Annotated in this window: 22 protein-coding genes and 1 riboswitch; of the genes, 14 read left to right on the top strand and 8 right to left on the bottom strand. The window is 66.6% G+C overall.

Annotation, left to right across the window (positions count from 1 at the left end; translation table 11 throughout):
- Positions 1-20 precede the first annotated feature (20 nt).
- Positions 21-746 (bottom strand): DUF72 domain-containing protein, encoded by a 726-nt coding sequence (locus GobsT_RS10905; RefSeq protein WP_010043428.1) that lies wholly within the window; start codon positions 744-746, stop codon positions 21-23.
- Positions 747-1116: 370 nt separating this feature from the next.
- On the opposite strand from GobsT_RS10905, the gene GobsT_RS37655 reads away from it, so the two are divergent.
- From GobsT_RS37655 to GobsT_RS10885, 5 genes are all read left to right on the top strand, one after another.
- Positions 1117-1293: a hypothetical protein gene (locus GobsT_RS37655; RefSeq protein ID WP_010043431.1), complete on the top strand. Its 177-nt coding sequence runs from the start codon at positions 1117-1119 to the stop codon at positions 1291-1293.
- A 136-nt stretch (positions 1294-1429) separates the two neighbouring features.
- Positions 1430-2596 carry a hypothetical protein gene (locus tag GobsT_RS10900; RefSeq protein ID WP_010043433.1) on the top strand — a complete coding sequence of 389 codons (1167 nt, stop codon included), beginning with the start codon at positions 1430-1432 and terminating at the stop codon, positions 2594-2596.
- Positions 2597-2678: 82 nt separating this feature from the next.
- Positions 2679-3170 (top strand): four-helix bundle copper-binding protein, encoded by a 492-nt coding sequence (locus GobsT_RS10895; RefSeq protein ID WP_010043434.1) that lies wholly within the window; start codon positions 2679-2681, stop codon positions 3168-3170.
- A 417-nt stretch (positions 3171-3587) separates the two neighbouring features.
- The gene (gene tpx, locus GobsT_RS10890; RefSeq protein ID WP_010043435.1) at positions 3588-4103 is read left to right on the top strand and encodes a thiol peroxidase; all 516 of its coding nucleotides are present in this window, start codon (positions 3588-3590) and stop codon (positions 4101-4103) included.
- A gap of 329 nt (positions 4104-4432) precedes the next feature.
- Positions 4433-5395 carry a hypothetical protein gene (locus tag GobsT_RS10885; protein ID WP_109571150.1) on the top strand — a complete coding sequence of 321 codons (963 nt, stop codon included), beginning with the start codon at positions 4433-4435 and terminating at the stop codon, positions 5393-5395.
- An 80-nt stretch (positions 5396-5475) separates the two neighbouring features.
- On the opposite strand, the gene rsmA is transcribed toward GobsT_RS10885, so the two are convergent.
- Positions 5476-6408: a 16S rRNA (adenine(1518)-N(6)/adenine(1519)-N(6))-dimethyltransferase RsmA gene (gene rsmA, locus GobsT_RS10880; protein WP_109571151.1), complete on the bottom strand. Its 933-nt coding sequence runs from the start codon at positions 6406-6408 to the stop codon at positions 5476-5478.
- A gap of 188 nt (positions 6409-6596) precedes the next feature.
- Positions 6597-7199 carry a riboflavin synthase gene (locus GobsT_RS10875; RefSeq protein ID WP_010044026.1) on the bottom strand — a complete coding sequence of 201 codons (603 nt, stop codon included), beginning with the start codon at positions 7197-7199 and terminating at the stop codon, positions 6597-6599.
- A gap of 95 nt (positions 7200-7294) precedes the next feature.
- On the opposite strand from GobsT_RS10875, the gene GobsT_RS10870 reads away from it, so the two are divergent.
- Both GobsT_RS10870 and GobsT_RS10865 read left to right on the top strand, forming a co-directional pair.
- Positions 7295-8302, top strand: coding sequence for a Rieske 2Fe-2S domain-containing protein (locus GobsT_RS10870; RefSeq protein ID WP_010044028.1), 1008 nt, complete (start codon positions 7295-7297; stop codon positions 8300-8302).
- Positions 8303-8396: 94 nt separating this feature from the next.
- Positions 8397-8984, top strand: coding sequence for a PEP-CTERM sorting domain-containing protein (locus GobsT_RS10865; protein ID WP_010044030.1), 588 nt, complete (start codon positions 8397-8399; stop codon positions 8982-8984).
- A gap of 180 nt (positions 8985-9164) precedes the next feature.
- Here GobsT_RS10865 and GobsT_RS10860 read toward each other — a convergent pair whose 3' ends face one another.
- The gene (locus GobsT_RS10860; RefSeq protein WP_010044031.1) at positions 9165-10934 is read right to left on the bottom strand and encodes an ArnT family glycosyltransferase; all 1770 of its coding nucleotides are present in this window, start codon (positions 10932-10934) and stop codon (positions 9165-9167) included.
- 95 nt (positions 10935-11029) lie between these two features.
- Positions 11030-11734 carry a DUF4337 family protein gene (locus GobsT_RS10855; RefSeq protein WP_010044034.1) on the bottom strand — a complete coding sequence of 235 codons (705 nt, stop codon included), beginning with the start codon at positions 11732-11734 and terminating at the stop codon, positions 11030-11032.
- Positions 11735-12038: 304 nt separating this feature from the next.
- Between GobsT_RS10855 and GobsT_RS10850 the strand changes: the two genes are divergently transcribed.
- Entirely contained in the window at positions 12039-12266 is a 228-nt protein-coding gene (locus tag GobsT_RS10850) for a BON domain-containing protein (RefSeq protein WP_010044037.1), read from the top strand.
- 95 nt (positions 12267-12361) lie between these two features.
- Here the strand turns inward: GobsT_RS10850 and GobsT_RS10845 are convergent, their stop codons facing one another.
- A complete protein-coding gene (locus tag GobsT_RS10845; RefSeq protein ID WP_162097381.1) occupies positions 12362-12865 on the bottom strand; it encodes a fasciclin domain-containing protein in 504 nt (167 codons plus the stop codon).
- A 106-nt stretch (positions 12866-12971) separates the two neighbouring features.
- Here GobsT_RS10845 and GobsT_RS10840 point away from each other — a divergent pair, with 106 nt between their 5' ends.
- From GobsT_RS10840 to GobsT_RS10825, 4 genes are all read left to right on the top strand, one after another.
- Positions 12972-14186, top strand: coding sequence for a GIY-YIG nuclease family protein (locus tag GobsT_RS10840; protein ID WP_010044042.1), 1215 nt, complete (start codon positions 12972-12974; stop codon positions 14184-14186).
- Positions 14187-14330: 144 nt separating this feature from the next.
- Positions 14331-14864 (top strand): hypothetical protein, encoded by a 534-nt coding sequence (locus tag GobsT_RS10835; RefSeq protein WP_148087696.1) that lies wholly within the window; start codon positions 14331-14333, stop codon positions 14862-14864.
- Between the two features lie 650 nt (positions 14865-15514).
- Positions 15515-17590: a serine/threonine-protein kinase gene (locus GobsT_RS10830; RefSeq protein WP_071529312.1), complete on the top strand. Its 2076-nt coding sequence runs from the start codon at positions 15515-15517 to the stop codon at positions 17588-17590.
- A 36-nt stretch (positions 17591-17626) separates the two neighbouring features.
- Positions 17627-18697, top strand: a complete 1071-nt coding sequence (locus GobsT_RS10825) for a hypothetical protein (RefSeq protein WP_109571153.1) — start codon at positions 17627-17629, stop codon at positions 18695-18697.
- A 162-nt stretch (positions 18698-18859) separates the two neighbouring features.
- Here the strand turns inward: GobsT_RS10825 and ahcY are convergent, their stop codons facing one another.
- The gene (gene ahcY, locus GobsT_RS10820; protein ID WP_010044048.1) at positions 18860-20281 is read right to left on the bottom strand and encodes an adenosylhomocysteinase; all 1422 of its coding nucleotides are present in this window, start codon (positions 20279-20281) and stop codon (positions 18860-18862) included.
- A gap of 18 nt (positions 20282-20299) precedes the next feature.
- A riboswitch (S-adenosyl-L-homocysteine riboswitch) is annotated at positions 20300-20388 on the bottom strand.
- A gap of 185 nt (positions 20389-20573) precedes the next feature.
- Positions 20574-22148 carry a deoxyribodipyrimidine photo-lyase gene (locus tag GobsT_RS10815; RefSeq protein ID WP_010044050.1) on the bottom strand — a complete coding sequence of 525 codons (1575 nt, stop codon included), beginning with the start codon at positions 22146-22148 and terminating at the stop codon, positions 20574-20576.
- Positions 22149-22248: 100 nt separating this feature from the next.
- Here GobsT_RS10815 and GobsT_RS10810 point away from each other — a divergent pair, with 100 nt between their 5' ends.
- Together GobsT_RS10810 and GobsT_RS10805 are read left to right on the top strand one after the other, a co-directional pair.
- Positions 22249-23232 carry an ABC transporter ATP-binding protein gene (locus tag GobsT_RS10810; RefSeq protein WP_010044052.1) on the top strand — a complete coding sequence of 328 codons (984 nt, stop codon included), beginning with the start codon at positions 22249-22251 and terminating at the stop codon, positions 23230-23232.
- A 3-nt stretch (positions 23233-23235) separates the two neighbouring features.
- The gene (locus GobsT_RS10805; protein ID WP_010044056.1) at positions 23236-24855 is read left to right on the top strand and encodes an ABC transporter permease; all 1620 of its coding nucleotides are present in this window, start codon (positions 23236-23238) and stop codon (positions 24853-24855) included.
- The last annotated feature ends 234 nt before the right edge of the window (positions 24856-25089 follow it).

Here is a 25089-nt window from a genome sequence, read left to right as displayed (position 1 = left end):
CGCGCTGGCATTGCGGCCCTTTACGCGCTCCGCTTTTGGGGCGCGGTGCCCTCTGCAAACAAGTCCAGCAACCGTGACGCCAGTCGCGGTCCGGTGCCGGCGTCCTCGTGCTTGAAGAACACGTACCCTTCGCGCCACCCCGCGCCGCGCAGCTTCGTCGCCCACCCGCGCAGCGCGGCATCGTCGTATTCGGCGCGGCGCAAGCGCACGTAGCCCCAGTCCGCGGTCGGGACGAAGGGGACTTCTAACCCGTCGTCGGCGTCGGCGACGCAGAGCGCGGCCTGGTGGTCACGCAGCAGGTCGAACACGTCCTCTTCAAACCACGACGGGTGGCGGAACTCGAACGCCACCCGGCACGCCGGCAACCGGCCCAGGAACTCGCTCAGGAGCGGAACGTCCTTGCGGAACGGCGGCGGCAACTGGAACAGCACCGGGCCGAACCGGTCGCCGAGTACGTCCGCGGTCGTGACGAGGGACGCGACCTGGTCGCACGCGCCGGCGAGGCGCTTCACGTGCGTGATCTCTTGCGGCGCTTTCAGTACGAACCGAAAGCCCTCGGGCACCTGTCGCGCCCAGCCCTCCAGCAGCGTCGCGGTCGGGGGGCGGTAAAACGTGTTGTTGATCTCGACGGCGCGGAACCGCCCGGAGTAGTAGCCCAGCATCTTGTTTGCCGGGCACTTGGGCGGGTAGAAGCGTCCTTTCCACTCGGGGTACGAGTACCCGCTGGTGCCGACGTAGAAGTCCATTTCTGTCCCGTCCGTCCTGGGAAGGCCGCCCCACATAATCGGCACCGTACCCGCGTCACGGCGGGCGCACAACCGCCGTTTGCAAAATTGCCCAATCGGCCCAGGTTTCCGCAACTCGTCACATCCGATTTTGTGGAACTTCTCTTAAGCTGTGTGTGGCGGAACGTTCGTCCCGGTTTGCAGATAAAATTCCCCGCTCGCGTTGCCGAGCTTTTGGGGGTCCCTATAACTTGCTCCGCTCAGAATTTTCTTGCTCTGCCGGCGCTCCGGCAGTACCTCTCCTCACCGACCCGCTGGCGCCCGTGACGGCACCGGCTAAGCGGTGAGGCCCGCACGGTGCGGGCTAACAGACCGCGAAAGGGCCAGGGTCATGTACACCAGCGGCGCCGCTGACAGCGTGGATTTCATTGAGGAGCTGCGGCTCCGCCGCTGGGCACGCGAAAATTATGTCCCCTCCGATGAGCGCGACGCCGCCTGGCATCCGATCATTCTGGAGGAGATGCGCCGCAAGGACTGCGAAGTGAGCGAGGCCGTGCTGGTCGGCTGACCGCCCCGCTTCGCGGCGGCGTGTGGGTGCGAGTGCGGGTGCAGGAGCAGCGGCGGGCCGGCGTGCGAGCCCGGCGCCTGCCGCAGGTTTCGCGCCCCGCTCGCACCCACACCGCTTTCGACACGGAGGTTGGACGATGGGCTTTTTCGCAGGGCGCGTGACGTGTCTGCGCTTCAAGGTGAACGGCCCGGCGCCGCGCCAGTTCGACGACGAGCACCTCGCCCGCCTCTCCGACCACCAGGCCGGTCGCCAGCGGATCGCGTCCGCCGACGGGGTCGAAACCGGCTGGACCGCCGGCGAACACATCCTCGACACCGACTTCGGGTTCGAGAAGAACATCATCAACGACACGCTCAACTTCGAGCTGCGCGTCGACACCGAGAAGCTCCCCGGCGACCTGCTCCGCGCGTACACCGCCGTCGAGCTCAAGGCCCTCTCGAAGGACAACCCCAGCGGGTTCGCCAGCGCGCGCCAGAAGCGCGAGGCGAAGGAGATCGCCCGCCAGCGTCTCGAGCAAGAGGCCAAGGACGGCCGCTACCGCAAGCGGAAGTGCGTGCCCGTCCTGTGGGACCGGCAGACGAACGAGGTGCTGTTCGGCGCCACCTCGCTCACCCAGGTCGACCGGCTCACGAGCCTCTTCGAGCAGACCTTCGGGCACGAGCTGGAGTGCGTGACGGCGGGCCGGCGCGCGTACCAGCTCGCGGAGCTGCACTCGCTCACCCGGTCGGTTGATGACGCCGCGCCCAGCGCGTTCGTGCCCAACGCGTCGCCCGACATCGCCTGGATCGCGGACGACAGCAGCCGGGACTTCATCGGCAACGAGTTCCTGCTGTGGCTCTGGTACTACACCGACATCGAGTCCGACACGCTCAAGCTCCTCGACGGCTCCGAAGTGACGCTGATGCTGGCCCGCACGCTCAACCTGGAGTGCCCCCGGGGGCAGACCGGGCACGAGACCATCACGCACGAAGGCCCGACACGGCTCCCGGAGGCGCGGCGCGCGATCCAGAGCGGCAAGCTGCCCCGGAAGGTCGGGTTGACGCTGGTGCGGAACAGCGACCAGTACGAACTGACCCTGCACGCCGAAACGCTCGGTGTGGGTGGGGCGAAACTCCCGCCGCCCGACGAAGGGGCCGACGCCCGCGGGAAACTGGACGACCGCGCGAACCAGCTCCGCGAGTTGGTCCAGACGCTCGACCTGCTGTACGACGCTTTCGGGCAGAAGCGGTTCAGTGGCGCGTGGCAGGCCGAACTGGAAGGCATGCAGAAGTGGCTGAAACGCGGCGAGCGGAACGCCGCCTGACGGCGGCGCGACGTTTGCACACGACTCCCTCCGTGCCGCCGCCGCCTGAGCGGTCCGGCGTTCCGTTTACAGAGGGGGAATCATGATCCGCACCAAGCTGTTCGGGGCTCTGGGTCTGTTGGCGGTGTCTTTCGCAGTGGCCGGCACGGCCTTGTCAGTGGGTGGCAAGCAGCCGGACAACGCGACGAAAGAGCAATCGAAGGCCGCCGACCCGCACATGTCGCACTTCATGGACTGTGCCAAAGAGTGCGACGACTGCGCGCGGATCTGCAACATGTGCGCGGCCCACTGCACAAAGATGGTTGCGGAGGGGAAGAAGGAGCACCTCGAAACGGTTCGCACCTGCATCGACTGCGCGACGCTCTGTCAGTCGGCGTCAGCGATTGTGATAAAGAACGGGCCGTTCTCGGACCTGATTTGCACGGCGTGCGCCGAGGCGTGCAAGCGGTGCGGCGATGCGTGTGAGAAGCACGCCGAACACGACGCGATCATGAAGCAGTGCGCGGCGGAGTGCCGGAAGTGCGAGAAGATGTGCCGGGTGATGATGAAGCACACCATTAAAGGTGACAAGTAAAGGCCCGCGAAGCGCGTTCGAGACGCCCCCAACCGCGGCCCGGTCGCGCGGCGGCCTTCGGTCGAGTGCCACGTCCGGTCGTCAAAGTCGAGTTGCGCGGAGGACCTCACGATTCGCCGGTGGAGGTCGCCCGCGATCTCCACCGAAACACGCCCGACCCGGTAAGCAGCAATGAAGGGCGCCCCGCTTCTTCTTATGGTCTGCCAGTACGTGCGCCAAATCCCCGTCGTCGCCGCCCCAAGCGCGGCCACAGGCTCCATGTTGCCGAGTGCAAGCTCCGTGAAATTGAGATGAGATGAAGCACTCGCCTTCAGCGCCCGGCGCTGAGTTTTTGGTGTTCGGTGCGGGCGGTTTCGCGTAAACCACTGTCGGCGGTGTTCCGAACACCGAACACGACACACCGAACAGGAGCACACGATGGCCCGCACCGTCACGTTCAAGGGAAACCCGGTTCAACTGGCCGGCAACGAACTCAAGGCGGGCGACACCGCCCCGGACTACAAGGGGCTGCAAGGGCTCAGCGCGGTCACCCTCGCGGACACCCCGGCGAAGGCCCGGCTGTTCAGCGTGGTGCCGTCGCTGGACACCGGCGTGTGCAGCATGCAGACCAAGAAGTTTGACGAGGGCATCAAGGCGCTGGGCGACGGCGTCGCGTGCTACACGGTGAGCCTCGACCTGCCGTTCGCGCAAGGGCGGTTCTGCACCGCCGAGGGCGTGAGCACGATGAAGACCGTGTCGGACGTCCACAACCACTCGTTCGGCAAGAACTGGGGGGTGCTGATCGAGAGCGGGCTGCCGCTGCAACTCCTCACCCGCGCCGTGTTCGTGGTCGATGCGGCCGGCAAAGTCACCTACGCCGAGTACGTTCCCGAAGTGACCAGCCACCCGAACTACGACGCGGCCATCGAAGCGCTCAAGGCGGCTGCGAAGTAACCGCGCGTCGGGCGTAGTAAGGTCCGGAAGGCATGAAGCCCCTCAACATTGAGGGGCTTCATGCCTTCCGGACCTCATCCATTTCCGAACCGCTGTGGCCACTTTTTACAATTCAATTTTCGCCCAGTCTACATTGCCCATTTTGACTGTAAGTTAGCGAAAGACGGCCAGACGCAACGACTTTACCGGCTGTAACGACGGAGGGCAGCTCTCCGGATTGTGCCATCTTCTGAAACCGTTTGTGTGCCAGGGGGGGCGAATTAGTCTAATGTGTGATGTTCGCCCAGCGCCTCGCGCCCGAGGCGATGGACACACCCGGAGATCGCACCATGAACCTGACCCGCTGTGCCGGGCTGCTGCTCGCCGCTCTTGGGGCCGTCAGCACCCCGGCCCGCTCCGAGGCCGCCTGGGACAACGTGTTCCAGGTGTGCTGCAACGACTGTAACAAGCCCCGCGTCAGCTACTACGCGCCTCCCCCGCCCCCCTGCCCGCAGCCGGAAGTGCGGGTGAACTACGTGCAGCGGAGCTACTACCAGCCCGTTACCGAGTACGTCCGCAAGAGCTACTACGAGCCGGTGACGAAGAACGTCACCAGCTACTACTACGAGCCCGTCACCGAGTACAAGTACAGCACCTACTACGACCCGTGCACCGGCTGCCCGCAGCGGGTGTCCACGCCGACGACCTCGTACCGGCTCCGCAGCCAGTGCAACGCGGTGACCAGCTACGTCGAGCGGTCCTCGCTGGTGCCGGTCACCTCGCTGCGGCAGGTGAACTACCAGCAGCCGGTGGTGAGCTACTACTACCCGCCGACCCCGGCCAGCGTGAGCTATTACCCGCTGCCGCCGGTGATCGCCCCGGCCGGCCCGAGCGTCGAGCAGCTCCGCGAGAACAACCCGGGCGTGATGCCGGCGAAGCCGGGCGGGTCGGACAACGCGATCCCGCCGACGGACCTCCCGAGCACCCCCGGCACGTCGAACCCGAAGTCGGGCACGGCGAAGTTCCGGCCCGAGAAGACCGTCAGCCGCAGCAGCGTCGTGTCGGTGCGCGGCGAGGTGGTGCAGAACGACCTCATCACCCCGCGGGCGAACGCGAAGCTGGTGTTCATGAACGCCAACAAGCCGGAGCAAAAGGAGTACACCACCGCGAACGGGTTCGGCGAGTTCGACGTGCGGCTCCCGGCCGGCGAGTGGTACCTGTACGTGGGGGGCGAAGCCGGTAAAGCGGCCTACCACAAGAAGATCAGCATCGGCGACCGCGACACCGTGGACTACAAGGTGGTCTCGCGGTAACGAGAAGTGCAGAGTTCCGAACGCGTTGGGGCGGCGAAGCGAAGGCGATCTTCGCTTCGCCGCCCCAACGCGTTCCAATCTCACCCAAACACTGCGGCCAGTCGGAGGTGCTGCTCGATGTCCAGCGCCTCACTGCGCAAGGTGCCGTCGATCCCGAGTTCGGCAAGTTTGGCGTCCACGTCCTTCTTCTCGCGCGGCCCGGTCGGCCAGCCGACCAGTGCCTGCCGCAAGTTCTTCCGCCGGTGAACGTACAGGTCGCGGAGGAAGATCCGGAACTTCATCACGTCGCCGACCTTCGCCCGCTTTTCGGCGTTCGGCTTGATGAGCACAATCGCGGAATCGACCTTCGGCCGCGGGTGGAAGTTCGTCGGCGCCACCTTCCGCACCGTCTCCACGTCGGCCACGCTCTGCACCAGCACCGAAAGGGCGTTGTAATCCTTCGTGTTGGGGACCGCCTTCATCCGCTCCGCGATCTCCCACTGCACCATCACCACCATCCGCTCGATTTCGGGGTGCCCGATCAGCAGGTTGCTGATGAGTGGCGTGGCGATGACGTAGGGGAGGTTCGCGACCAGCTTTTTGCGTGTGCAGCCGACCTCTTTCGCGGCGGCGTCCCAGGTGGAAAGCATGTCCGGGTTCAGTTCGCTCTTCTTCGCGAGCGCGTCCCCGAACACGAACCGCACGTTGGAGCGACCGCCGACGATCTCTTTTGCCACGGGCTGAATCGAGCGGTCGACTTCGACCGTAACCACCACACCCGCGGGGTCCGCGAGTTTCGCAGTCAGCGACCCGGTACCGGTGCCCACCTCCAGCACCGCGTCGCTCTTGTCGAGTTCGGCGGTGCGCACGATCAGATCGAGCAGGTTGAGATCGATGAGGAAGTTCTGACCGAGTTTGCTCTTGGGCGATAGGCCGTGCGCCTCGAACAGCCGGTGCAGGTACGACAGGGTCTGACGCGGCGGCGGGACCGGCGCGGCGGGAACGGGGAGCGGTTCTTGCGGGGTTTCGGACATGTGTCTCCGGCACGCGAGCGTCGAGAAGAATGTTGTCAGGATTAACAGGACGGACAAGGCCCAGATACAGCAACGAACGCCGCGCTTGTTTTCTGATCCTGCCAAAGCGTCTTCCGCCTCACGGGACGCCTTCGGAGCGCCACCACAGGCGGTTGATCCCGTCAAAGCTCTTCCGCCTTCGCGCGGCCTTAAATCGTGAGGTTAATGCGGCCGAACAGTTTTTTCACGTGCTTGGCGAGCAGGTCGAACTCCAGGTTCACCGCGTCGCCCGGTTTCTTGTAGCCCAGCGTCGTGTGGGTGCGGGTGTGCGGGATCAGCATCACGCTCAGCCGGTCGGCTTCGGCGTCCACCACCGTGAGGCTCACGCCGTCCACCGCGACCGAGCCCTTGGACACCAGCAGATCGCCGAACTCCGCCGGGAACCCGAACCAAATGGTGAGCCACTCCCCGGTCACCCGCTCTTCGAGCACCCGCCCGACACAATCGACGTGCCCGGTGACGAAGTGCCCGCCGAGCGCGTCCCCGACCCGAAGGGCGCCTTCCAGGTTCACCCGGTCGCCCGGGGTCAGCCCGCCCAGGGTGGTTTTCGCCAGCGTTTCCGGCCCGACCTCGAAGTCGAGCGCGGCGCCGTCACGCGACACAACGGTGAGGCACGCCCCGCACACGCTGACGCTGTCGCCAATCCGCAGGCCCGGCGCGAGGGCGGGTTCGGCGACGCTTAGCCGGCGCCCGCCCTGCCCGTCCGTGACCGCCCGCACCGTCCCGAGCGCCTGAACCAGCCCCGTAAACATGGGCACCTACATAAGATAGCAGTACCGGCGCAGTTGGGATGCACGCACGCACCGCGAACGACCGATTAAAGGGTATTCTAGCAGAGGGCACGTGGATGGGCATGTTGGACCACTGGCAACCGGTGCTCCTGAGCCGCCGGCTGCGCCGCGACCCGGTCGGCGTTGTGGTCGCGAACCAACCCGTCGCGCTGTTCCGCACGTCGGGCGGCGAGGTCGCGGCGCTCTCGGACGTGTGCCCGCACCGGCGGCTGAAGTTGAGCGTCGGCAAGGTGGTCGGCGACCGGTTGCAGTGCAAGTACCACGGGTGGACGTTCGACGACTGCGGCAACGGCGAGAGCCCGGCCGCGCCGAAGCTCACCGCCTGCACCGCCAGCTACGACGCCCGTGAGGCACACGGGCTGGTGTGGATCAAGTCGCGGACCAGCGCGCCGCCGTTCCCGGATGTCACAGCCCCCGGGTTCTACCCCATCTGCACGCTGGAACACACCGTCCCGGCCCCGCTGGAACTGGCCGTGGACAACTTTAACGAGATCGAGCACAGCGCCACCGTTCACGACACGTTCGGCTACGACCTCGACCGGCTGAGCGAGGTGAAGGTCGCGTTCGAATCCACGGACGACATGGTAAAGGTGACCAACGCCGGCCCGACGAAAACGCTGAACCGGGCGTTCGCGTGGCTGCTGGGCATCCGCAAGGGGGACACGTTCCACGACCACTGGACCACCCGGTTCTCGCCGGTCCACTCCGTGTTCGACCACTGGTGGACCAGCCCGGACGGCGCCCGCGAGGCGATGGTGCGGTGGCGGCTCTACATCTTCTTCGTGCCGCAGGACGACAAAACGACCCGGGTGTTCTCCGTGACGTTCGCCAAGTCCCGGTACCCCGGCCCGGCGGGCGGGCTGCGGCTGTTCCGGTGGCTCTTGCGGCGCGAGATCGACCGCGAGGTGCGGTCGGACGTGTCGATGCTGTACCACATGGCCGATTACGGCACCGGCATTGAGGGACTGAAACTGAGCCGGTTCGACAAGGTGCTCGGGCTCACCCGCGACCGGATCGCGCGGATCTACCGCGGCGCCCCCGCGGGCCGTGTCACGCTGGTGTGACCTCCGGCAGGGTCACGCAAATTCGGATTGTAGCGTTTCCCATTATTGGCTAGCCTCTGGCCCCGCGGTTCGTCCGCGGCAAGGAGGCCCTGCTATGCTCCGCACCTTCCGGGCAGTTCTCACCGTTGCGGCCCTGACCTGCGCCCCCGCCCTCGCCCACGCCGGACCGGTTCAGTGGGGCTACCGCGCCGAAGCGCCCGACGGCACCGTCCTCCGCGAGATGAGCGGGCTCACGGACCTCAACTGGTCCGACTTCTTCCTCCCGGACCCGATGCTGCACGGGACCCCGATCCTGGACCCGGACTCGAACAGCTACTACCACTCCGACATCTGGCGGTCAGCGTCCACGGTCACCATCATTGATGAACGGACCGGTTGTTCGGGCTCGCTCCCACTGTACCTGGACTTCATCCAGGAGTACGCACTCGGCGCCAACGGCGAGCGCGAACTGATCTATGAGGGGTACGAGTCGAACCTGTGGCCCAACGCGAGCACGTTCACGCTCGGCGGGAACACGTACAGCGTCCGGGCGCCGGGCGGCGAACTGCAAGTCAACGTGACGCCCGGGGTGACGACCCCCGAGCCGGGTTCGCTGGCGCTCGCGGGCTTCGGCCTCGTCGCGGTGTTCGCCCGGCGGCTACGTGGGATGCGTTTGTCGCACGAAGTGACCGCGCGGCACTGATTTGTTTCGGCCCGTTCACGCGGGGCGAGACAGCGTCTGCCAATCCGATCGGGTGAGATGAACTGGCCAACTTCCGGACGAACGGTAGCGGTCCGACCTCACCGCCACCAACCGCGTGTCCGTGCAAGTCGGGCCGGTATCCGCTCTCGCAGCGACAGACTCTTCGACCCCAAGGTGGTGCTAGCGGAAGATGCTGATGCCGCCCAATTTTGGGGGCCGTGGCATCAGCAGTTCGTCCAGAGAGTTCCAGTCGGGTACGCGGATCTCGCCGAGCGGAACGGAGGGGTCGATCCGGTGAACGACGTAGCGCCCTGAGCGGAAGACGACCGGTTGGTTCCAGGGGAACTTCTGGCGCTCGTGGTCCGGGAGCCACACCGGGAGCGGATCACCGTTACGCCACGACTCGGACCGGTACGGCGCTCTCGGGTCTTGGTTCGTGCGCAACAGGTCGCTGACCACGTACCGTTGGCGGCTGGCGCGTACGGCGTCGGCGATCTGTTCCCGTTTGGTCTTCTGACCGGGTGACAGGGGTCCCAACTCTTTGATGTCGAACGCGGTGCCGTAGTGCATGTACCGCGTCGCGGGGTCGAGGTCGAGCATCAGGTACAGCGGGTGCGTACTGTCGTGCCAGCAGTTCAGTTCGCCGGCCCGGAGCGGCGGCTCAATGGCACGCAGGTGGCTCGCGACGCTGGTCAGGTCTTCCCAGTTGGTGCCGCAGTGGACCCCCGTGTATTGCCCGATCCGGTCGCGCAGCTCGGGCGTGTCCCCTTCGGTGAGAGCCCGGCCCCACAGCTTCATGATCTCGCCGTCCGCGAGCGCGTGCTTCTCGAACTTCCCCTTGGCGTCTGCGGGATCGAGTTTATAGACCCACGGCGCAATGTCGTTCGGGTACGTGTCGGCGAGGTTCAGCAGCGCGCCGACCGCGACGAACCACACGAGATAGAGGAACCCGAAGCACCACCGCTGCGCCGCGACAACCGCGAACGCGAGCAGTGTTACCGGGACGTACACGTAATCGAGGCTCTTTTGCAGCCCGACGGCTTGAGCCGCCCAGCCGAGATACAGGGCCGCCAGGATCGCGCGCGCCGCCGCCGCTCCCTCACTCTCCGCGGGCGTGTACCAGAGTTTCGGGCGGAACACGCCGGCCGGCGGGCCGGGCGTGCGCGACCAGACCCGGGCTTCCCAGAGCGCCAGGAGCGCGAGCGGCAGCGCCGCGAAGTGCAGAAGGCCCCACGGGCGGTGCATTTCAAACAGACCGCCGATCCGCGCCGCGAGCGGCGCGTTGTCCGCGAGGTACGCCGGGTTCCAGTTGAGAAAGATATCGAGAAAATGGGGCCAAGCCCCGGTCGCGACCAGCCACACGACACCAGGTGCGCCCGCGACCGCGCCGCCGCAAACGAGCGCGGCCAAATCCCTCAGTACGTTCCTCCGGGGTTCCTGCCGCGCGAGCAGGACCGCAGACACCGCCCACACCGCGAGCGCGGGAATGACGATGTGCGGTTTGAGCCACAACGCCGCTCCCCACAGGAACCCTTCGAGCAGGGCGGCGTTCGTCCCATTCTGCACCCGCCGGAACCGCAGCCACGCCGCCAGCGTCGCCGGGAGCAGCATCCACGGGTCACGCTGGATGTGGTTGAACTCGGACGTGAAGGGGTAGAAGAGGGCAACCGCCGCTACGAGCCACGCGACCGTGTAGCGTGTTCCCCCGCAGCGCCGCACGAACCGGCACAGCGCGGCGGTTGCGCCCGCGATCACCATAAGGTCCACGGCCCGCAGCGCACCGGTGCTCCAACCGAACAGGAGCTTCGCCCCGGCCATCAGCCACACGAACCCCGGCAGGTTCGTGTCAAATATGTCGCGGTAGTGGGTGCCGCCCCGAAGTACGTTGCGGGCCGCCATCTGGTAGAGCGTGACATCGCACCACGGCGGCATCACAAGGAACAGCGGCACACCCGCTATGAGCACGGCGCCGGTTACAACCCAGCCCGCAGTGCCGGACCGCCACGGGCGCCACCGGGAAGAAACGACGGGTTCGGGCGCGGCGCTCAGTGGGGCTTCCCTTGATCGGTCGAGGCGCCGTTCGGCGCGTCGGGGTGTTCGGTCGGGTGGTGCGGGATTGTATACGCGGTGACCACGAGAACGACCGCCAGCGCCGCCGCCTTCAGGCCCGCGAACCAGAACGCCTTGCGCTTGGTCAGCAGCGCGAGGGAGCACAGCACGATCCCGATCTCGGCCCCGAGGTGCGCGACGTCGAGCCGGCTGGCCTGGTGGTGCGCGTGGTGCGCCTCGTCCATTTTCCGAAGCGACTCCGTCTGCTTCCCGCGGCCCGTGTGTGCGAGCTTTTCGGCCTCGGCTTTGACCTCCGGCAACCGCGCCGTGTACTTCACGTGCTGGCCGTCCGCCCTTTTGATCGAGTCCTTGAACGCCGCTCCGTACTTGGGCTCGACCTTCGCCACCTCTTTCAGCAGCCCGCCGGTGAACTCGTACCCGTGGTCGCGGACGTTCACCGCCTGGTACTCGCTCCACTTGTCCGTGGACTGCGTGTGCGCGATGCTGGCTTCGGTGGTGAGGCGGTTCGCCTCGCCTTGAAGTTGGAGCACCTCGTTGTGTTTGCGGTGCCCCAGCATGCTCACCCCCGCGAGCAACGCCGCGACCACCGCGACGCTCACCGCGACCCGCTGGTTGAACGGATCGGCCGCGTGGTGGCTGGCGTGTTCGGCGTGTTCGAGATGCTCGTGCGTGTTTGCCATGAATGCTCCGAGAGGGTGGCGGCAGCGGCGGAAATCTACGAGCACCTGCGGCCCACCGCAAGGGTCAGGAAAAAATGGAATAAGACGGAAAATCGTTGCAGTCCGCAAAAGGGCCGTCTACGATGCGTGGAAGAATGGAAACGAGCCCTTCGCCCTCGCACTTCGGACGGATCCGCGGTCGCATTTCGTTGCGCTAACTGGCTGTTGGCGAGGGCCGCGTTTTCGTTACTCAGTCGCTGGTTAAATCCGGGCTCGCACCCGGTTAGAGAGTTCGCGCCCATCTCCCATTCGCCGGAGCGACATCATGAACGCCTGCCCCTCTCTCGCGCCCGACCTGGCAGACTTTTTCGTCCACAGTCCGATCGGCCAGCTCCGCCGGTTAGTCGTCATCGACAACGACACCGAGGTGCTCATCACCGGGCAGGTGTCGAGCTACTACCACAAACAGCTGGCACAGGAGTACCTCCGCCGCATTCTCGGCAAGCGGGTCATCGTGAACCACGTCGAAGTATGCGCGGGCGAGAGTCGCTGAACCGCCCCGGCAACATGCGGCCCACAGCGTCTCCCGACCTATCAGCTCCGGTCGGGGAGGCACCGTGGGCCGCCGAATTTATGTGCCACGGGTGGTCACTTCGGTACCGTCTGCAACGTACCCAGCAAATGAATCACGCCGTTGCTGCACCCAAGATCCGCTGCGTCCGGTTCGAGCTTGACCCCACCGACATACAGCCCGTCTTTGCGCTCCTCGATTTTGAGCCGCTCGCCGCCGACCGTTGTAAGCGATTCGCCCGCCTGTGCCTTCTTTTTCAGTGCCGCGGTCGTGTGCTTCCCTTTCACGAGGTGCGAACGCAACAACTTTTGAACCACCTGTTCGTTCCGCGCGACGGCACCGATGCCGTCGTCGTCGAGCTTCAGGAAGGCCGCATCGGTCGGGGCGAACAGTGTGTATTCGTCCTTCCCCTTGAGGATCGCGGTCAACCCGGTTTCTTTCGCGGCAACGGCCAAAATCGCCGTCTGTTCGTTAGCGGCGAGCGTGTCGTAGATGGTCCCGCGGTCCGAAGCACGTGCGGGTGGCGTTTGGGCGCCGAGGATGACCGACACCACAAGAGCAGCGATTCGGCCCGTTCTCACGATTCGCTCCGGCGGTGAGATGCAGTGGTTTCGGAGTTCTCACGGACAAGATGGCGCTGTTAGAATACGCGAGTACACCATCCCGCACAAGTCGCGAACAGCACTTATGAGCCGCACACCCAAGGACGGGAAGAAACAGGGGACGCTGTTCGCGGACGATTTCGACGGCTTCGGGCCGAGCCGGTTTCGCCCCGCCGAAGAGGTTCCGCCGGTCTTCGAGGTGCGCGGCAAACGGCTCAGCAAACTTAAACGCGGCGCCAAGAAGAACGCACCGAAAGTGCCCGGCGTGTACGGGATGCTTGACAGCCGCGGGCGGCTCATTTACGTCGGGAAGGCGAAGAACCTGCGCGCCCGGCTGTTGTGCTACTTCCGCGAGAACAGCCGCGACCCGAAGGCGGGCAAGATCATTGAGCAAACCAAGCGGCTCGTGTGGGAGCAGTGCGGCGACGAACTTGCGGCGCTGCTGCGCGAGCTAGAGCTGATCCAGCGTCTGCGCCCCCGGTACAACGTGCTCGGCGTCCCGGGCTTTCAGCGCCACCATTACATCTGCGTGGGGAAGAGCCCTGGTGCGCACGTGTACGTAACCGCCGCGCCGACCGGAAAGGAGCAGGGCGTATACGGCCCGTTCGTGAAACGGCACCGATCCGAGGACGCGGCCCGGCGGTTGAACGACTGGTTCAAGCTCCGCGACTGTCCGCAAACCGTCCCGCTGACGTTCGCCGAACAGGGCGCGCTGTTCGACCCGGCCCGCAGCGCAAAGTGTCTGCGGTTTGAACTCGGGACGTGCGCCGGCCCGTGCGTGGGCGCCTGCACCCGCCAAGACTACGCGGCCGGGGCGCGGGCGGCGAAAGCGTTCTTGGACGGGCGCAACCGATCGATCTTGCAGACGCTTCAGGAGCAGATGGGTGTCGCGGCGGAAGAGCTTCAGTTTGAAAAGGCGGCGTCGCTCCGCGACAAGCTGCACGCGCTTCAGTGGCTCGACGACCGGCTCAACCTGCTGCGCACCGCACGAGACCGCAACTCGTTCGTGTACCCGCTTGAGGGCACGGACGGCCAGACCCGCTGGTACCTGATCCATCGCGGCGAAGTGCAGGCGGTGTCGTTTCCGCCCGACGCAGAATCGGCCACCCGGGTTGCGAGCCTGCTGGGCGCCACGTTCGCCGATCGCCCGGCGCCGGCGGTGCTTTCGGACGTGGCCGTCGACAGCGTACTGTTGGTTGCGGCGTGGTTCCGCAAGAGCGAGGATGAGCGGTCCAAGCTCCTGACGCGGGCGAAAGCCGAAGCCGCGTGCGCGATGTTCCCGTCGGCAGCGCCGGCGTGAGAGGCATTGTTGCCGACCGCGCGCGGTTAAATCGGGCGCCCCGGCGCCCGTTAATCGGACAGTTCGTCAAACGCCCTCTTGCTGACGAACCGGGAGTATGTTGTATGATGGCATTGCGCCTGCCCAGCGCCTGGAGGTTGTCAGATGGGAGTGCCGACCGGGGAAGTCGTTGCGCGGCCAATGGTGGCCCGTGCCTGCGGCTGCTTGCGCGAGTTCCAGCATTACGCGGTGGACCGATACCGGGCTCAACGGCTGGCGAAGTTTCAGAAAACCCGTTGCGAGGTGTGCGTCGCGAAGCTCAATGAAGAGCAGCGGGTTGCGGCCTCTGCGGTGCCAAAAAAGGGCGAGGCGTTCAAACTTCTGCCCGCTGATGCCCACTTCTCATTAACACGCAAAGCGGATGCCAGTTGGACCGGCACCCTCGCCGCTGACGGTTCGACCGTCGAGGCGACCGGCGACGGCCCGCACGGGTTGACCCTCGCACTGGCGCGAGCGTGGCTGGCGGGGCGGGGCATCACAGCATCGCCCGACGATGCTCCTGCTGACAAGCCCACAGCGGCAGCTCCTGAAGCAAAACCGGCGCCCTCAGGGCCGGTGTCAAAGTTCCCGGCCCCGAAGCCGCCCCCGCCGTCCGCACGGCCGAGTCTGACAAACTTCCCACGCCCGAAGCCGAACTGATCCGGCCAGTTCATGTTGAGGACCTGGCGCCCGCGGACCGACCACTGAGACCTCCCGGTGGTCGGTCCGCGGGCGATGCATTGGAACAGCACGATACAACAACTATCTGACAATAAACCAACTCGACCGACTGCCTGACAAACAATCTGTTTCACCCTGTTTTCGTGTGTCCCCGTGTTATTCGGGTCAAATCTGCGATGTTCGCAGTGACGAGTTCTCGCCTCGTCCTCACTTGACTTGAGCCGGGTATTTCTGCGAGGTGTTGCAGAGCCGTTACCATCGTCCCGCGTCCTTCCGCGGATTCGAACGTATATTGCAAACAATTCAATTCAACACATTTATTTAAATATCAAATACGTCAAATCAGTATAACCATTGCAAGTTCGTACTCCGGCCCACGGCGTTCAGGCGCCTCCAACCAGAAGCTCACTTGCTGGAGGCACCCGCGTTTGGTGTAATAATTACATAACGGGGATCGGCAACGGACAGCCGCCGGTGGGTAACCGACTCACCGAACCAACCGAGGAGGATCCGTGGGTCCCAATTCACCGTCGGGAACGGGCACCCGGGAATTTCCGCGGGGCGGCTCCCGAACCACCATTCAACACACCCACAATTCCGACCCGAACCCAGACGGCTCGTCCGTCATCGTGGGCCCACACGACCTCCCGACCGTTCCCGGTTACACGACGCGGCGCCGGCTGGGCGGCGGGGGAATGGGCGTCGTGTACGAGGCGGTTGCGGTCGATCTCAAGCGGTCTGTTGCACTTAAGGTGCTCCGTGAAGAGTTGCTCGGCCGGCCGGACGCGCGGAGCCGGTTCCGGGACGAGGCCGAGGCGATCGCCCGGCTGTCGCACCCGAACGTGGTGCAGATCTACGAGGTCGGGGTTCATGACGGGCGGCCTTTCCTGGCGATGGAATTCGTCCCCGGCGGCAGCCTTGCGGACCAACTCGATGCAGGCCCGCTGCCGGTCGCGGCGGCCGTCGATCTCGTTCGAACCCTCGCCCGCGGCGTTCAACACGCCCACGACCGGGGCGTCATCCACCGCGACCTCAAACCCGCCAACGTGCTGCTCAGCGCCGGGGCGCTCGACGCCCCCAAGCTGACCGACTTCGGCATCGCCAAGCTGCTGGACCGGCACTCGGACCGGACCCGCACCGGCATGCTGCTCGGGACCCCGGCTTACATGGCTCCGGAGGTCGTCGTGAACGGCCCCGCCGCCGTCACCCCTGCCGCCGACGTGTACGGGCTCGGGACCATCCTGTACGAGTGCCTGACCGGCCGCCCGCCGGCCGACGGGGCGAACACCTGGGCGACGCTCTGGCAGGTGATCCAGGCGGCGCCGGCGCCGCCGGGACGTTTGCGGCGGAACGTGGCGCGGGACCTCGACGCGGTGTGCATGAAGGCCCTGGCAAAAGATCCGGCGGAGCGGTACCCGTCCGCCCGCGCCCTGGCCGAGGAACTCGACCGACTGGCCGACGGGCGGGCGGTACTCGCGCCCCGCCGCCCGCGCGTTCGATGGGGGGCCGTTGGCCGAACGGCCCGGGGGGCGGCGGTGGTCCTCGCGGCCGCCCTGCTGCTGTTCGGTGCGTTCGAGTACCGGGCGCGGTGGCGGGACGGGGCCGCAGCGGAACAACTGGGCCGCGATCTACTCGCCCGCGGCGCGCACGACGAAGCCGAGCGGGTGCTGACGCTCGGGCTCGCCCGGGTCGAACCGTTGCCCGGCACCGCCCGGCTCGTGCGCGATCTGGACCGCGGGGTGCGGGAGAGCCGGCGCGGGCGGCAAGCCTCCGAACTGCACGAGTTGGTGGACCGACTCCGGTTCAGCTACGACCCCAGCGCGTTGGCCGGGCCGGACCTCCGAACGCTCACAGACGCCTGCGACGCCCTGTGGCTCGCCCGGCCGGCACTCGCCCCGCCCGCAGGGGCGGAACTGAGCCCCGAAGCCGAGCGCCGGCTCCGCTCGGACCTCCTCGACCTGGCGCTTCTGTCCGCCGACCTCCGGACGCACAACGGAGCGGGCGGTGCGGAGGCCATGCGTCGGCTCGACGAAGCCGAGGGCTTCTTTGGTCCCGACCCCGCACTGGCGCGGCTTCGAGCCTATTATCGCGACGAACCGGGCTGGGACCGGTTCGCACCGGCCGACCCGACCGTGACGGCGTGGGAGCTGTACGCCGTGGGCCGCGCCCGGCTGAATGCCGGCGCGCTCGAACGCGCGGCCGAGTTGCTCCGCCGTGCCGTCGAGCGGGAGCCGCAGGGCTTCTGGCCGCACTTCCACTTGGCCGTTTGCGCGCACCGGCTGGGCCGGGCCGAAGAGGCGGTCGCGGGGTTCTCGGCGTGCCTGTCGCTGGCCCAGAACCGCCGCGGGCTGTGCCACTACCACCGCGGGCTCGCCTACGCGGCCATTCGCAAGGAAGGGGCGAACGAGAACGCGCTCCGGGATTTTAACCGGGCGCTGGAACTCGAACCCGCACTCGCCGCCGCGGCCCTGCACCGCGGGTTGCTCCACCACAACGCGGGGCGGTTGCCGGAGGCCGTCGCCGATCTGGAACTGGCCCGGCGCAACGGTTACCCGCCGGCGGTGGTGGAGTACCACCTTGCGGGGGTGTCCCTGGCGTCCGGAGACAAGTCCGCGGCCCTGGCGCACGCGGAACGGGCGCACGCGGCCGACCCGACCGACGACATGGCCTTGGCACTGCTGAACCGGCTCCGGAGCGGAAACTGACCCGAAGCGGTCGGTCTCAAGGAAGAGGCACCGAAGATGTTCAACTGGCTCTGCTCGTTGTTCTCCTCGTCCGAACCGCCGGACCGTTTTTGCCCCGCACTGGAGCCGCTGGGCGGTCGTGTGGTGCCCGCAGCCGCGACGGCGCCGGAACTCGCCCGCGAGTCCGGCGCGGACGCAGCGACTACATTCCTGACGGAACTCGACGGGACGGGTGGAGCCGCAACAGAAGCGGCCATGCCGACAGACGCGCGAACCGTCGTGTGGGGCGGGGTCGAAACACGAGGGTCATTCAGCGGAGCAGAACGCCAGTTCGTGGACGACATCGCCCGGCTCGCCGAATCGCTTGGCACCGTGGATTTGGGCACACCGGTCGCTGGGCGGGAGCCGTTCCGCGAGGCGAAACTGGCACTGACGGGCGACCTGGTCGTCGAGATCCGGGAAGCTCTGCGAGCGGCCCCGGGGGCGCACACCTGGGCAGCCATTCAGCGGCTCTGGCTCGAAGGACACCTGTTCGGGTTCGAACCGGAGGGCCTGGAACAGCCCTTCGCCCCCCCGCCCCCGTCGGCACAACCGGTCGGCACGCCTCGCAGCACGGAGGCGCCACACCCGACCGCCACGGCGCCGACCGGACCGGTGACCGACACGGCGCCCGCGACCGCTCCGAGGGCGCATTACGACTGGTGGCCGATTGTCGTGCTTGACAGTAACGAGTCGTCCGGGCCGTCATCCGATCTGGCACCGCAGCCGCCGGCTCCGAACACGTCAGAAGGGGCACCGCGGCCCGCACCGAGTCCCACCCCGGTCCCGGCGGCCACCGGAGCCCGCGAACCCGCCGCTACGGCGGACATCATCGCCCGGTTCCTTCCGTTCGATACGGCCGACTTACGAAAAGGGGTGGACGATTTTCTCTACGGCCTCGAGCCGGCCATCCGGGCGGTCCCGGCCGAACTACTAATCGACGAATGGGAGCTGGGAGCGGCGCTCCTGGCCGGCGCCGGTGCGGCCCTGGTGGCCGGGAAGTTGTACGCGCGAACGCGCGGGGACAAGCCGCGCGGGCGGACCTTTACCGACACCGATCACGAACGCCCAACCGTTCTCGGAGAATAAACGCCGTTGCGTCGGGCACACGAAGCGCCCGACGCAACGGCAGCCGCTAAGCACGCGGCCGGGACATTTGCAACGTTCTTGACGAGCCGCGACCAAGGCCGCCTGTTCGGAAGGCGACAACATGCCGGCACCGGAAAAGGTTCTCCGGCGCCGGGACGCCGATCAATAGCGGTAGTGGTCGGACTTGTAGGGGCCTTCCTTCGGAACGTGGATGTAGGCGGCCTGCTCCGCCGTCAGCTCCGTGAGCTGAACGTTCAGCTTCTTGAGTTGCAACCGGGCGACGTGCTCGTCCAACTTCTTGGGCAGCACGTACACGCCGACCGGGTACTTGTCGTTGTGCTGCCAGAGCTCGATCTGCGCGAGGGTCTGGTTGGCGAACGACGAGCTCATCACATACGACGGGTGCCCGGTGCCGCAGCCCAGGTTCACCAGCCGGCCCTTGGCCAGCAGGATGATCCGCTTGCCGTCCGGGAAGATCACGTGGTCGACCTGCGGCTTGATCTCCTCCCAGCGGTAGTCTTCCAGCGACGACACGTCGATCTCGTTGTCGAAGTGGCCGATGTTGCAGACGATGGCTTGGTTCTTCATCGCCTTCATGTGGTCGTGCGTGATGACCCGGAAGTTGCCGGTGGTCGTCACGAAGATGTCGGCCTTGTCGGCGGCGTACTCCATCGTCACGACGCGGTAGCCTTCCATCGCGGCCTGGAGCGCGCAGATGGGGTCGATCTCGGTCACCCACACCTGGGCGGAGAGGGCGCGCAGGGCCTGGGCCGAGCCCTTGCCCACGTCGCCGTAACCGGCGACGACGGCGATCTTGCCCGCGATCATCACGTCGGTGGCGCGCTTGATCCCGTCCACCAGCGACTCGCGGCAGCCGTACAGGTTGTCGAACTTGCTCTTGGTGACCGAGTCGTTCACGTTGATGGCCGGGAACTTCAGCTCCCCGCGCTTGTGCATCTGGTACAGGCGGTGGACGCCGGTCGTGGTCTCTTCCGTCACGCCCTTCACCGCCGCCAGCCGCTCGGAGTACCAGCCCGGCTGCGCCGCGACCCGCTTCTTGATCGCGGCGAACAGGATGCGCTCTTCTTCGCTGCCGGGCTTATCGAGGACGGAAATGTCCTTCTCGGCGCGGGCGCCGAGGTGCAGCAGCAGCGTCGCGTCCCCGCCGTCGTCGAGGATCATGTTCGTGAGGCCGCCGTCGGTCCACTCGAAGATCCGGTGGGTGTAGTCCCAGTACTCGGCGAGGGTCTCGCCCTTGTAGGCGAAGACGGGAATGCCGGCGGCGGCGATGGCGGCGGCGGCGTGGTCCTGGGTCGAGAAGATGTTGCACGACGCCCAGCGGATCTCGGCCCCGAGCGCCTTCAGCGTCTCGATCAGGACCGCCGTCTGGATGGTCATGTGGAGCGAGCCGGTGATGCGCGCGCCCTTGAGCGGCTGCTTCGCGGCGTACTCCTCGCGGATCGCCATGAGGCCCGGCATCTCGGTCTCGGCGATGGCGATCTCGCGGCGGCCCCATCCGGCCAGCGAGATGTCGGCGACGTGGTAGTCGGTGAAGGTCGCGGTCTTTTGCGCAACAGTACTCACGTTCAAAGTCTCCTAAACGATGAACGGGCGCCGTTGCACGTGAATGCCCATCCCCGCGAGCCTGGCAAGTACGCCCAGTGCGTCCCGTTGCAGCGCCCCTCACGGAGGTGGTGTTCGCTTACCGGCTCCAGGTGCGGGCCGTCTGGGCGCCCGCCCGCGACCGGAGCCGTTCAGAAATTATCGACACAACGACGCCCGTCGTCCACCTCGGGGCGGCTGCCGCTTCCCGGCTCCCGGGTCGGCCGAACGCCGTCGCGTCCGATGTCTGTTGTAACAAGTATAGAGCACAACATTACCGGCGCGGAGCGGACTGCGAGATCCCGGCGACATAATCGTAATATCCGTCGAGGTCGAACTTCTTCGCCGTGTTAGCGCTCGACATGTACCGGAGCGAGCCGAACACCGGGCGCTCGGGCGGCCACGGGCGGTCGAACAGCCCGAAGCACCAGTGAATGCCCGTGTACGAGTTCGGGTCGCGGCCGTCGAGCGCGTACTTGTTGTTCAGGTGCTCCAGCGTGCGATACGCGTCCGCGGGCGTGGCACTCCACTCAAGCACCTTCTTGGCCCAGAGCATCCGCAGGTAGTTGTGAATACGTCCGGTGCATATCAGTTCGGTCTGTGCCGCGTTCCAGAGCGGATCGTGGGTCCGGGCGCCCTCGAACTCGCCGAGCGAGTAAATGTGCTCGCGCGGGTCGCCAGCGTGCTTCTTCAAGGAGGCCCGCGCCCACTCCGGCAGAACCACGTCCAGGGTGAGCTCGCCACCGGAGGCGAAGTCCATCGTCTCGAAATTGAACTGTGGCACGGCAGAACTTGAAGCCCCACTCCAACTCACGTTCTTCAATTCCGCATCCCGATTGTCACACTCCAAATTTCTCCGGAAGTGCCAGTGGTAGCCGACGTCGCGCCAGGTGATCGCCTCGTCGAGGAAGTCGTTGACGTTCGGGTCGCGGCAGAAGAAGTCGTCCTTGTTGCGGGTCTTCGGGTTGATCTCCTGTTCGCTCCACGAGTCGCCAAGGACGGCCTGCGTCACCTGCTCGATTGAAATGTGCCCGTAGTGCAGATACGCACTGAGCGCGCTGGCCGCACTCTTGGCCGGGTCGTCGGGCGCGTTGCGTTCTTCGGAGTAGCGGGGGAGTTTGTCGGACACGAAGGCTTCAAGGGCGGCGGTTCCTGCGGCCGCGCCGCCCGTCGCGCCGGCGACTGCGGGGACGCTCTGGTCGATCGGCAGTCCGGCAACGAACTTGGCGATGTCTTGGGTCGCGTCCCACGGCTCGAACGGCGGCGCGAGTGTGCTCCGGGCGACCTTTGGCACGTCAGGCGCATTTTTCGCACGATGCCGCCACGCCTCGGCGAAGAGCTTGTGAATTCGAGGCCGCAGGTGCGCGGCTGCGGCGACCGGCGCCCCCAAGCGGGACAGCGGCACCACGCTGCTGCCGTCCACCAGGACCAGCGGCACGTCGATCTTGTCCGCGAGAGCCCGGTTGTGCGCGGGCACGATGTACGCCGGGTAGTCGTCGGTCACGACGCACACAGCATCCTTAGACAGCCGTGCCACCAGCCCGCGCCCCGGGTCGTCGGGCGTCTCCACGAACGGCCAGTACGCCAGCCCGAGTTTCTGCGCCGCGCGGGCGTTGTCTCGCATCCCCTGGAGAATGAACGTGTGGTGCCGCGCGTTCGCCCACGGGTAGTTCAGCTTCAGCCCCTCGTACACCACCAGCGGCTTCTTGTGCTCCCCCGCCAGTTTCAGAGCGTGGTCGAGGGCATGGTTCGAGTGCAGCCGACGAAACATCTGCGGCCAGTACAGCACGTACCGGCCGTTCGGGTTCGGGCGGGCGGCGTTCGCGAAGCGGATGCGGTCGTCGGTCATGATCGGTCTCGCGGCGGGGGCGCGGTCACTCTGCCGGCCCGGCCCGATGGAACCGCGAAGCGAGTGCCGCACATAACCGGGGCGCCCTACGATAGGCATCATGGGCGAACCGGTGCTCGAAATCGCGAACCTGCGCAAGCGGTACGGTGGCCTGATCGCGCTCGACGGCGTTTCGCTGACCGTTCGCAAGGGCGAGGTGTTCGGGCTCCTCGGCCCGAACGGGGCCGGGAAAACCACCCTGCTCTCGATCGCGGCCGGGCTGGCCCGTTCCGACTCGGGCCGGGTGGAACTGTTCGGAAACGTGTTCACACACGAGTCGCGCGACCTCCGGCACCTCGTTGGGATCGGCACGCAAGACCTGGCGATTTATCCGGACCTGACCGCGCGCGAGAACCTGCGCTTCTTCGGAAAGCTATACGGGTTATCGGGCCGGCACCTGACGGCGCGGGTGGACGCGGTGTTAGCGGCTGTCGGCCTCACCGACCGCGCCGGCGACCGCGCCGGCACCTTCTCGGGTGGCATGAAACGGCGGCTGAACCTCGCGGTCGCGGTGGTCCACGACCCGAAGCTTCTGATCCTCGACGAGCCGACGACGGGCGTGGACCCGCAGAGCCGGAACCACATCTTCGAGCAGGTTAAGGCGCTCAACGCCGCCGGGCTCACGGTGATCTACACCAGCCACTACATGGAAGAAGTGCAGGCGCTGTGTAACCGCATCGCGATCATCGACGCCGGGCGCCTGCGGGCCAGCGACACCCTGCCGAACCTGCTCAAGCGCCTGGACGCCACGATCCACATGACCGTGGCGGGTGCCACAGCCGATTTCGCGCAGGTGCTAGGTGCGATCCCGAGCGTGAAACGGGTGCAGGAAAGCAATCCGCCCACCACGCCTTCCGTGCCAGTGAGGGGGGGCGAAGGTGGGCACTCTACCTTCGTGCTCGTGGTAGACGAAATCGGCCCGGCGCTGGCGCGGGTCGCGTCCGAGTGCGCGGCCCGCAGGGTGGCGCTTCTCAGCGCCGCCACCACCGAACCGACCTTGGAGCGCGTGTTCCTGCACCTCACCGGCCGCGGGCTGAGAGATTAGCCGATGCCCATTCTTACTATTGCGGCCAAAGACCTGCGCCTGCTCCTGCGCGACGCGCGGAGCGCGGTCATCCTGTTCGTCACCCCGCTGGTGCTCATCCTCGTCCTGGGCCTCGCGCTCGGCGAGGGGTTCGGCGAGAAGCCCGACGAGCGGCTGCGCGTCTCGATCGTCAACCTCGACCGCGGGTTACCCGAGCAGGCGCCCTTCCCCGAAAAGCCGTGGTCGGAGGTGGTGATCGACGACCTCAGCGCCACCCAGGACATCCGGCTCGAAATCATTTCCGACCGCGCCTCGGCCGAGAAACTGATCGCGAAGAACCGGCGGGCGGCGGTGCTGGTGTTCGAGGAGGACTTCAGCGCACGGATGCACCGCTGCTCGTTCCTGAACCAGGGCGGGGCGGTCAACCCGTTCGGCCGCGACGGGGTGCGTATGGACAAGCTCGGGGCCGCCCTCCTGCGCGACCCGACGCAGCCGGTGTCGGCGTCCGTCATCGAGCAGGTCACGCAGGTCACGCTGCTCCGCGTGGTGATCCCGTGGATGATCGGGAAGGCGTTCCAGCGGGTCGGCGACGAGAAGTTCATGGAGCTGGTCGCCGAGCGGCTGAGCACGAGCACCGTGCCGCCCAAGGTGATTGAGGAACTCGACCCGGTGGTGCTCGACGTGCTCGACGCCCTGGTCGCGGACGAGAAGTTTCAGAAGCTTATGACGGACAAGTTCGGGCGCCTGCCGGCTCAGGTGATCAAGGGCCAGATGCCCGGCTTCCGCGCGGTTGTTGACGTCGCGCTCAAAGACCCCGAGATCGCGCGCCGGGTCGGGAAGAAGGTGCTGTTCGGTAAGGTGCTCACCCCGGCCGTCCGCAAGGAGATCGGGCCGACCGTGAAGACGGGCGTGGGCGACCTGTTCTCCGATTACAACTTCGAGGCCTCGCGCTGGACCGATCTGGTCAAGAGCGAGGCCCGCGAAGGCAACACGGCGAACCGCGACGAGTACCGCGACGCGGCCGGGAGCGGCCCGCTGAGCCGCGGCGCGCTGCGGTACCAGTTCCTGGTGCCGTCCTACACGGTGATGTTCGCGTTCTTCCTGGTACTGAGCGTGGGCTGGCTGTTCGTCGCGGAGCGGAAGCACGGGACGCTAATGCGGCTGCGGGCGGCTCCACTCACGCGCGGTGAGATCTTGCTCGGGAAGCTGCTCCCGTGCCTCGTCGTGTCGCTGTTGCAGGGCGCGTTTTTGCTGATCGCGGGGCGGGTCATTTTCGGGATGACGTGGGGGCACCGGCCCGAGTTGCTGCTGCCCCTGGTGGCGAGCACGTCGTTCGCGGCGGTCGGTCTGGCGGTGCTCGTGGCGAGCGTCGCGCGGACCGAAACGCAGGTGGCCGTGTACGGGACGTTACTCGTGCTGGTTCTGGGCGGGGTGAGCGGGTCGCTGATGCCGCGCGACCTGATGCCCGAACAAATGAAGACCGCGAGCCTCGTCACCCCGCACGCGTGGGCGCTCGACGCCTACAACCAGCTCCTCACCGTTCCGGAACCGAACATCACCGTCGTGCTGACCGCGTGCGGGGTGCTGTGCGCGTTCGGCGCCGCGTTCACGGCGCTCGCGTGGTGGCGCATGGACCTGGAGTGAGCGTGCAAGGCGGCTGATCTGTATCCCCGCCCTTCCCTTCTGCGGTGGCCTTTGAGTGTGGTCCGCTCACTCCGTGAGCGGTCGCTTCGGGTATAGGATTCGCTTTGCGCACAACGACGGGACTGGTCAGCCCGCGGGGCGGGTCTGATGCGCCAAGCGACCGCTCACGGAGTGAGCGGACCACACTCAAAGGCCAGCACCACGAACTGGTCAGCCCGCGGGGCGGGTCTGATG

The organism is Gemmata obscuriglobus (genome assembly GCF_008065095.1).
In the GTDB taxonomy this organism is placed as follows: Bacteria; Planctomycetota; Planctomycetia; order Gemmatales; family Gemmataceae; genus Gemmata; species Gemmata obscuriglobus.
This window is presented reverse-complemented; position numbering and strand designations above follow the sequence as displayed.